This window comes from Phenylobacterium sp. (assembly GCF_046590535.1).
GTDB lineage: Bacteria > Pseudomonadota > Alphaproteobacteria > Caulobacterales > Caulobacteraceae > Phenylobacterium.
Map to the genome: position 1 here is coordinate 20,225 of NZ_JBKJTG010000040.1, position 8,034 is coordinate 28,258.

Annotated in this window: 7 protein-coding genes and 1 tRNA gene; 3 read left to right on the forward strand and 5 right to left on the reverse strand. The window is 69.6% G+C overall.

Going from position 1 to position 8,034, the window contains the following annotated elements:
* The first annotated feature begins 123 nt into the window (after positions 1 to 123).
* Entirely contained in the window at positions 124 to 336 is a 213-nt protein-coding gene (locus ACLL81_RS02120; protein WP_411286696.1) for a general stress protein, read from the forward strand.
* Positions 337 to 434: 98 nt separating this feature from the next.
* On the opposite strand, the gene egtB is transcribed toward ACLL81_RS02120, so the two are convergent.
* Together egtB and ACLL81_RS02130 are read right to left on the reverse strand one after the other, a co-directional pair.
* Positions 435 to 2,651, reverse strand: a complete 2,217-nt coding sequence (gene egtB / locus ACLL81_RS02125; protein ID WP_411286697.1) for an ergothioneine biosynthesis protein EgtB — start codon at positions 2,649 to 2,651, stop codon at positions 435 to 437.
* 164 nt (positions 2,652 to 2,815) lie between these two features.
* Positions 2,816 to 4,537: a CocE/NonD family hydrolase gene (locus ACLL81_RS02130; RefSeq protein ID WP_411286698.1), complete on the reverse strand. Its 1,722-nt coding sequence runs from the start codon at positions 4,535 to 4,537 to the stop codon at positions 2,816 to 2,818.
* A 212-nt stretch (positions 4,538 to 4,749) separates the two neighbouring features.
* Between ACLL81_RS02130 and ACLL81_RS02135 the strand changes: the two genes are divergently transcribed.
* Complete coding sequence (locus ACLL81_RS02135) at positions 4,750 to 6,303, forward strand: long-chain-fatty-acid--CoA ligase (RefSeq protein ID WP_411286699.1); 1,554 nt, start codon at positions 4,750 to 4,752, stop codon at positions 6,301 to 6,303.
* A 31-nt stretch (positions 6,304 to 6,334) separates the two neighbouring features.
* Here the strand turns inward: ACLL81_RS02135 and ACLL81_RS02140 are convergent, their stop codons facing one another.
* Complete coding sequence (locus tag ACLL81_RS02140; protein ID WP_411286700.1) at positions 6,335 to 6,949, reverse strand: glutathione S-transferase family protein; 615 nt, start codon at positions 6,947 to 6,949, stop codon at positions 6,335 to 6,337.
* Positions 6,950 to 7,017: 68 nt separating this feature from the next.
* Entirely contained in the window at positions 7,018 to 7,293 is a 276-nt protein-coding gene (locus ACLL81_RS02145; RefSeq protein ID WP_411286701.1) for a hypothetical protein, read from the reverse strand.
* 86 nt (positions 7,294 to 7,379) lie between these two features.
* Between ACLL81_RS02145 and ACLL81_RS02150 the strand changes: the two genes are divergently transcribed.
* Positions 7,380 to 7,613 carry a hypothetical protein gene (locus ACLL81_RS02150; RefSeq protein WP_411286702.1) on the forward strand — a complete coding sequence of 78 codons (234 nt, stop codon included), beginning with the start codon at positions 7,380 to 7,382 and terminating at the stop codon, positions 7,611 to 7,613.
* Between the two features lie 192 nt (positions 7,614 to 7,805).
* Here ACLL81_RS02150 and ACLL81_RS02155 read toward each other — a convergent pair.
* Positions 7,806 to 7,895: transfer RNA gene (locus ACLL81_RS02155), tRNA-Ser, on the reverse strand.
* Positions 7,896 to 8,034: the final 139 nt, after the last annotated feature.

Sequence of the window (8,034 nt, forward strand, 5' to 3'; positions counted from 1 at the left end):
CGCCAAAGACCGGGCGAGCGACCCCCATGCCCGACCCTGAGCGACTGCCCGCCGACGAGCAGTCGACCAGGAGCGCCTCGCTAGACCTCCCCTCTCGTCGCCTGACTAGGAAGAGTAGTGCCCATGCCCAGCGTTGATTCCGGAAAGCCCCGCGCCCGCCGCGGATTCGCCGCCATGAACCCCGAACGCCGCCGCGAGATCGCCCGCAAGGGCGGCGCCAGCGTGCCCGGCGAAAAGCGCAGCTTCGCCAAGGACCGCGACCTGGCCGCCTCCGCCGGCCGCAAGGGCGGTGAGGCCAGCCGTGGTGGCGGTCGCACTCGCGGTCCCGAGAGCTAGAGCGCTTTCCGCCGAAGTGGATACCGGTTCGGCGTCAGAAAGCGCGACAACACAAGGACCTGGAGCGGCCCTCCGAGTCTACCGGGGCGAATACCGCTCTAGGCTCTGAGAAGTACGATGGCGAAGGCGGGGTGGGGATTATCCCACACCCGCTCGAGCCGCCAACCCGACCGCGCCGCGAGGTCGGTGAACCCCTCGACGGTGAACTTGTAGGAGTTCTCCGTGTGCAGGGTCTCTCCTGGGCCGAAGTCGAAGACCTGGCCGGCCACCGTCACCCGCTGAGCCCTCTGGCTCTCCAGATGCATCTCGATCCGGCTTTCGTCGGCGTTCCAGACCGCGCGATGCGCAAACGCGGCCAAGTCGAAGTCGCCGCCCAGCTCGCGGTTGATCCGCGCCAGCAGGTTGCGGTTGAACGCCGCGGTGACGCCGAGCTTGTCGTCATAGGCCGCCACCAGGGTCTCATGGGCCTTGACCAGGTCGATCCCCACCAGCAGCGCCGCGCCCTCTCCCAGCAGTCGCCGCGCGCCGTCCAGGAAGGCCTGGGCCTCAGTTGGGGTGAAGTTGCCGATGGTCGATCCGGGGAAGAAGCCGACCACCGGCCGCCCCCGCGCCTCGCCCGGAAGCCGCAGCGCGCGCGTGAAATCAGCCACCAGAGGCGCCAGGACGAGCTTGGGATAGTCCGCCCGGATCGCGTGAACCGCGGCGTCCAGGGCCGAGGGGCTGATGTCGATGGGCGCGTAGGCCGCCAGTTGCGGCGCGGCGTCCAGTACGATGCGGGTCTTCAGGCTCGCCCCGCTGCCAAACTCCACCAGCACCGCGCCGTCGGGGATCGCCTCGGCGATCTGCGGCGCCGCGCGGCGCAGCAGGGCGAGCTCGGTCCGGGTCGGATAGTATTCCTCAAGCTCGCAGATCGCCTCGAACAGGCGTGAGCCTTCCGCGTCGTAGAAATGCTTGGGCGGTATCTGTTTCGGGGCCTTCGCCAGGCCGGCCAGCACGTCGGCTTCGAAGTCGGAGGCCACAGGCGCCGCGTCGGCCAGCCCGTCCAGGGCCAGGCGCACCCCGGAAAACATCCAGCGTTGGTGCGGATAGTAGAAGTTGCGGTAGCTGGCCCGCACATGCCCGCCGGGGGTCACGCTGGCGCCGCCCTTCAGCACGAACTGGCCGGCCATGAACTTGCCGTTGTACTCCCCCACCGCGCCGCCCGCCGGGCGGAAGCCGGGATAGGGGCCGTAGGCGCTGCGGGTCCATTCCCAGAGGTCGCCGAACATCTGCCGCAGGCCGTCGCCGGCTTCCACCGCGGCCGAGCCGAGACGGCCCGACCCCAGCAGGTTGCCCTGGATCGGGAGGCCCTGGGCGGCATGTTCCCATTCCGCCTCGGTGGGCAGCCGCGCCCCGGCCCAGGCGGCGTAGGCGTAGGCTTCGTGAAAGCTGACGTGGCCGACTGGGGTGGCGGGCTCGACGGCCCGCAGGCCGTGCAGCGACATGGCCATCCAGCCGTCGGCGCCGGGTTCCCAGTAGAGCGGCGCGGTCCAGCCTTCGTCGTGCGCCCGCCTCCAGCCCTCGGAGAGCCAGAATTCGGGACGGGCGTAGCCGCCGTCGGCCATGAAGGCCAGCCACTCGGCGTTGGTGACCAGCCGGTCAGCCAGTCGGAACGGCTCCAGATAGACCTTGTGGCGCGGCGTCTCGTTGTCGAAGGCGAAGCCCTGGCCGTCGTGACCCACGTCCACCAGTCCGCCGGCGAAGCCGACGTAGCTCGCGGCCGCCGGCGCAGCCACAGCCGCCGCGCCCCGGGGCGGCGCATAGGCCGGTTGCAGCGGCGACTGGGCGAACAGATGCAGGATATCCATCAGGATCAGCTCCTGGTGCTGCTGCTCGTGAGCCAGGCCCAGGTTGACGAGGTCGGCCGGCGCCTCGCCCGCGCCCTCCAGCAGCTTCGCCATGCCGGCGTCCACATGGGCGCGATAGGCGATCACATCGGCCAGCGACGGCCGGGTTATCAGGCCCCGCGCCGGCCGCGGTTGCCGTGGCCCCAGGGCCTCGTAGTAAGAGTTGAACAGGTAGCCGAACTTCGGGTCGAACAGGCGGTAGCCGGCGAGGTTCGGGACCAGCAGGAAGGTCTCGAAGAACCAGGTAGTGTGGGCCAGGTGCCACTTGGCAGGGCTGGCGTCCGGCATCGACTGGGCGAGCTGGTCCTCCGCCGTCAGGCCGCGGGTGAGCGCCTCGGTGGTCTGGCGCACGGCGCGGTAGCGGTGCAGCGCGGAGGCGGCGATAGGCGCCTGCGACGTCAGTCCAGCCGGCTGTTCGGAGAGCGCCATCAGCCACCCAGTCGTTCGCCGGACCCGCGAAATAGCCGTCCGGTTCGAGAGGCAATGATCAGGCTCACCCCGCCTCGGGGCAACGCCGCGCGTCTCCCGATGTTCCAGGAAGGTGGGGTTTTTTGCAGCCGCCGCAACCCCCCGTTTGGGGCGGCGGACAGGGCCTATTTCGCCTCTGGATAGATCACCGGCAGGACGATGGCCGAGGGCCGGCCCGCGTCCATGTAGATGGTGTTCACCGCCACCCGCGGCTTCAACCTCGTCGTGCCCGGCGCTTCTCCGGTGTTCGGATTGACCTCGAAGCGCGGGGCGTTGGACGAGGTCACGTGCACCGCGATGCGATGGCCTTTTTCGAAGGTGATCGCCGTGGGCCACAGGTCGATGACCAGCTTCTCCGGCGCGCCGGGGGTCATGGGGGCGATATCGTCGGGCATCCGGCCGTTGCGGTAGCGGGCGCGGATCGGCGCATCCAGCACCAAGGCCTCGTAGCCATCCGGATAGACATCCACCAGCTTGGCCATGAAGTCGGTGTCCGCCCCGTCAGTGGCCGCATAAAGCTCCACGGTCACCGGGCCGGCGATGGCCACGTCCCTCTCCAGGACCGGCGTCTGGAAGCGCAGGTAGTCCTGCCGCTGGCCCGCCGCGCGCTGGTCCATGGGACCACGCTCGAAGGTGAGGTTGGCGCCGCCGAAGGTCTCCACCGGCTTGGCGGGATCGAACCGGTAGCTGGCCTTGGCCTCACCCTCGGCGGGCGCCTTGGTCGTCAGCCCCTTGGCCGGCGTCAGGTAATATCGCACCTCGCGGTGGGCCGGCGGCCAGTTGGCCGAGGTCAGCGTGCGGTTCTTGGGCGAAAAGGCGTTGGTCCGGGCCGAGGCCATCATGAAATAGCTCACCGGCGGCTCGTCCATGATGCCGTTGGCGATCCCCTTCAGCCAGTGGTCGAACCAGCGGATCTCCTGGTCGCCACCCAGGCTGAGGCGGTCGCTGCCGGGATAGGCCAAGTCGCCGGAGAGCTGGCCGTGGCCGAACGGCCCCATGAGCAGCTTCTGGTTGCCCCGCGCCCCCTTGGCGCCCTGGTTCTGCAGGTATTCGAAGTTGTTCACCGACCCGCCGTTGAAGATGTCGTACCAGCCGCCGACGTTGAAGATCGGGATGCGGATGTACTTGCGGTTGGTGGTCATCGCCACGCGGTTCCAGCCCACGTCGTCCAGCGAGCGCGAGCGGGTCTTGGCCAGCACGTCCTCGGCGACCCCCTGCCCCTTCAGCCAGCCGATGGTGTCCTTGTCCTTCAGCACGCCCCCCGGATAGCTGTAGGAAAGCCGGTCGGCGGGGGCCACCACCACATAGGCGGTGACCAGGTGGGGCGGGGCCGCCATGGCCGCGGCGTTGGCGGTGATGCCCAGCGCCGAGCCGCCGGTCATGCCGATCTTGCCATTGCTCCAGGGTTGGGCGGCGGCCCACTCGACGGTGTCGTAGCCGTCCTCGATGTCGTGCTCGAAGGCCGAATAGAAGCCTTGCGAACGCCCCTTGCCGCGCACGTCCTGGACCACGAACACATAGCCCGCGTCGGTGTAGCGCCGGGCCTGCTTGGCGAGCTGCTCGGCGGGGTTGGGGTTCTCGTCCGTGCGCCGGCCGTCCTTCAGGTAGGGCGTGCGGCTCAGCACCACCGGCCAGGGGCCGCGGCCGGCGGGCTTGTAGACATTGGCGGCCAGCCGGACCCCGTCGCGTAAGGTCGCATAGTCCTCCGCAGCCCCCGGCGGCAGGCCGGGCCAGGCGGCTTCGGCGGCGGCGGCGGGTCCCCGCGCCTGCGCTGAGGCGGAGACGCCGGCGGCGGCCAGCGCCAGGACCATGGCCGAGCCGGCGGCCAGATGCCTGATCTTGATCATTCCCAGGGTTCCCTCAGCGGATCTTGGCGTCCGCGCAAAAAATGGCTTTGGTTTCAATGGCGGACGGGTCCGCTGGCGCCATCTAAGCACGGCTTCGCCGCGGCGTCGCTTGCGCCGGCGCCACATTGGCGCGGCGGGGCCGATCCGCTAGCCTCACCGACCGGGCGAGCGGCCACAAGCTCGCCAGACCCACAGGGACGAGACGCTGCGCCATGACCGACACCATGACCTTCCTGGCCGACATCCCGACGGTGCAGGCGCGCCTGCATGGCGACCGGGTGGCGGTGGAGTGCGACGGCCGGCGGACCACCTACGCCGAGCTGGAGCGCCGGTCGGACCAGGCCTGCGGCGTGCTGCAGGGCCTGGGCGTGAAGCCCGGCGACCGGGTGGCCTGGCTGGGCCGCAGTTGCGACGCCTGGTTCGAGGTGTTCTTCGGCGCCGCCAAGGCCCGCGCCTGCCTGGCCCCCATCAACACCCGGCTGGCGATCCCGGAGATCACCTTCATCCTGCAGGACTCATCCGCGGAACTGTTCCTGGTGACCCCTGAGTTCTTCGCCTGCGCCGAACAGGTGACCGCCGCCATTGACCGGCCGATCCGGGTGGTGGCGGTGAACGCGGAACATCCCGGCTTCGAAAGCTACGCCGCCCTGCGTGAGGCCGCGCCGGCGCCAAAACTCACGTCTCCCCTGGCCGAAGACGACGTGCTGCAGCTCTACACCTCCGGCACCACCGGCCTGCCCAAGGGCGTGCGGCTGAACAACGCCAACTACGCCGCCTTCCTCGACCTGCGCACCCAGGTGGAGGGGTTCAACTACACCGCCGACGACACCGTGCTGATCGTCATGCCGCTGTTCCACGTGGCCGGGACCAACATCAGCTTCGCCGGGCTGGCGGCTGGCGGTCGGGTGATCATCATGGGCGAATTCAATCCGCCGCAGGTGCTGCGGCTGATCGAGGCCGAGCGGGTGGCGCACGTCTTCCTGGCGCCGGTGATGATCAACGTCCTGTTGCAGACGCCGCAGATCGCCGACACCGACTTCTCCAGCATGAAGACGGTGGCCTATGGCGCCTCGCCGATCTCCGAAGCCGTGCTGGCCGCCGCCACGGCGCGGTTCGGCTGCGGCTTCATCCAGTTCTACGGCATGACCGAGACCGCCGGCGCGGGGACCTTCCTGGCGCCCGCCGCGCACCAGGGCGAGCTGCTGCGCTCCTGCGGCAAGCCCTGGCCGACGCTGGACGTGCGCATCGCCGACGAGGATGGCCAGCCCCTGGGCGTTGGCGAGATCGGCGAGATCGAGATCCGCGGGCCGATCGTCATGGCCGGGTACTGGAACCGGCCGGGGGCCACCGCCGAGACCATCCGGCCGGACGGCTGGCTGCGCACCGGCGACGCCGGATTCCACGACGCGGCGGGCTATTTCTTCGTCCACGACCGGGTCAAGGACATGATCGTCTCCGGCGGCGAGAACGTCTATCCGGCCGAGGTGGAGAACGCGATCCTGGGCTGTCCCGGCGTCGCCGACGCCGCCGTCATCGGCGTGCCCGACGAGCGCTGGGGCGAGGCGGTGAAGGCCATCGTGGTGGCGGGGCCCGGCGGCTGCGACCCCGACGCGGTGATCGCCTGGGCGCGCCAGCGGATCGCCAGCTTCAAGGCGCCCAAGTCGGTGGACTTCATCGACGCCCTGCCCCGCAACGCCTCGGGCAAGGTCCTGCGCCGCGAACTGCGCAAGCCCTACTGGGAGGGCCTGGACCGCAAGGTAGGCTAGAGATTTCCTCCCCCGCGCGCAGGGGAGGAAATTAGGCGCTGGCCGCCGCGCTCGGCCGGGCCTTCACCCGGGCGAACCAGTCGTTGAGCTTGGGAAGCTTGGGATCCAGGGGCTGGCCCACCACCGCCCCGAAGTCCAGGAAGCTGAACAGCAGGATGTCGGCCAGGGTGAACCGCGAGCCGACCAGCCACGGCCCCTGGAACTGGCTCTCCATCCAATCCAGGCCGTCGCGCGCAATGGCCTTCAGGCCGGGCGAAGCGTCCGGCAGGCAGCGCATGCGGTCCTTGAACATCGGCAGGCCTTCGCCGAAGCGGAAGCCGTTGGCCATCGGCTCGCAGACCTTCAGGTCCACGCGGCGGGTCCACATGCGGGTCTGGGCGCGCTCCTCCGGGGTGACGCCGATCAGCGGCGGCTGCGCCATGCCCTCCTCCATGTACTCGCAGATGGCGGTGACCTCGGTGAGGAAACTGCCGTCATCCAGTTCCAGCGCCGGCGTCTGGCCCGCGGGATTGACCTTCAGGTAGGGCGCGGCGCGGTTCTCGCCGCCGCGCAGGTCGATATCGACCATCTCCAGCGCCAGGCCCTTCTCGGCCATGAACATCATCACCACGCGCGGGTTCGGGCCGATGGACTTGAAGAGCTTCATGGATGGCGTCCCCTGGGTTGCGGCGGCGACGTTAGGGGGCCGGGACCCCGGCGGTCAACGCGCCTTCGTCAGGCGCCGCCGGTGAAGGAGAGTTGCTCGGCGGTCTTGCCCTCGCCGGCGGCGAGCGTCTCGGCCAGGGCCGCGCGGAACCCCTGCCAGGCCAGTTCGCGCATCTCGAAGACGCCCTTGTTCCCGGCGAAGGGCACCGCCACACGGGCCGAAACGCCCGGTTTCACGGGTCCCTGATCCTCCAGCAGCACCTCGACCAGGGCCCACATCCACGGCTCCGGGCCGCCCTGTAGCGTGCCTTCGAAACTGATCCGCAAGGTGTGGATTTCCGCCATGCCGCGCTCCTGGGTGCCGCCCGCCTCTAGCACGCGATTCCGTGGCCGGGGTGGAATCGGCTGTTGAGGAAGCGTATAAGGCCGGCATGCCCGACCGAATTCTTGCCGCGGATCTGACGGGACCGAACGAGACCCTGACAGAGCTGCTCGCGCGCCTGAAGGCCCAGCTTCGGCGGCCCAAGGTGCGCCCCGGCCGCGACCTGCCGCCCGACTTCGGGGAGTTCGTCACCTCCCGCTGGCCGCGCGGCGGCGCCGGCGGCGCGGAAGCGCCCCTGCCCGCCCCCGAGCGCGCCAAGCCGGACGCCTACGCGGTGGGTTAGGACGGGCTTTCGCGGCGTCGGTCCCGCCGTTCACCGTCGCGCCGCCGACGGTGAGAGTGATCTGGTCGTCGCCGTCGCCGTTGGGATCGGCCGCGATTGCGCCCGGCGACACGCCTAGAGGCGGATCGTTGATCAGCCGCAACTACTACAACGCCGACGGCAGCCTGTTCGCTTGAGCGGCCGTCAGGAAGATGGCGGTGACGCAGGGATTCGAACCCTGGATACCCTTTCGGGTATGACGATTTAGCAAACCGTTGCCTTCAGCCACTCGGCCACGTCACCTTATTGTTTTTATGCGGGTTTTCTCCCGATCCCATGGGCGCTTCGCGGTCAGTTCAGACTAGCCGTCCGCAAGACGTTCCAGAGGGACGCCCTCCATAGCCGAAAGGCGGCCCGGCGGGCAACGGCTGGCGCGCGATCA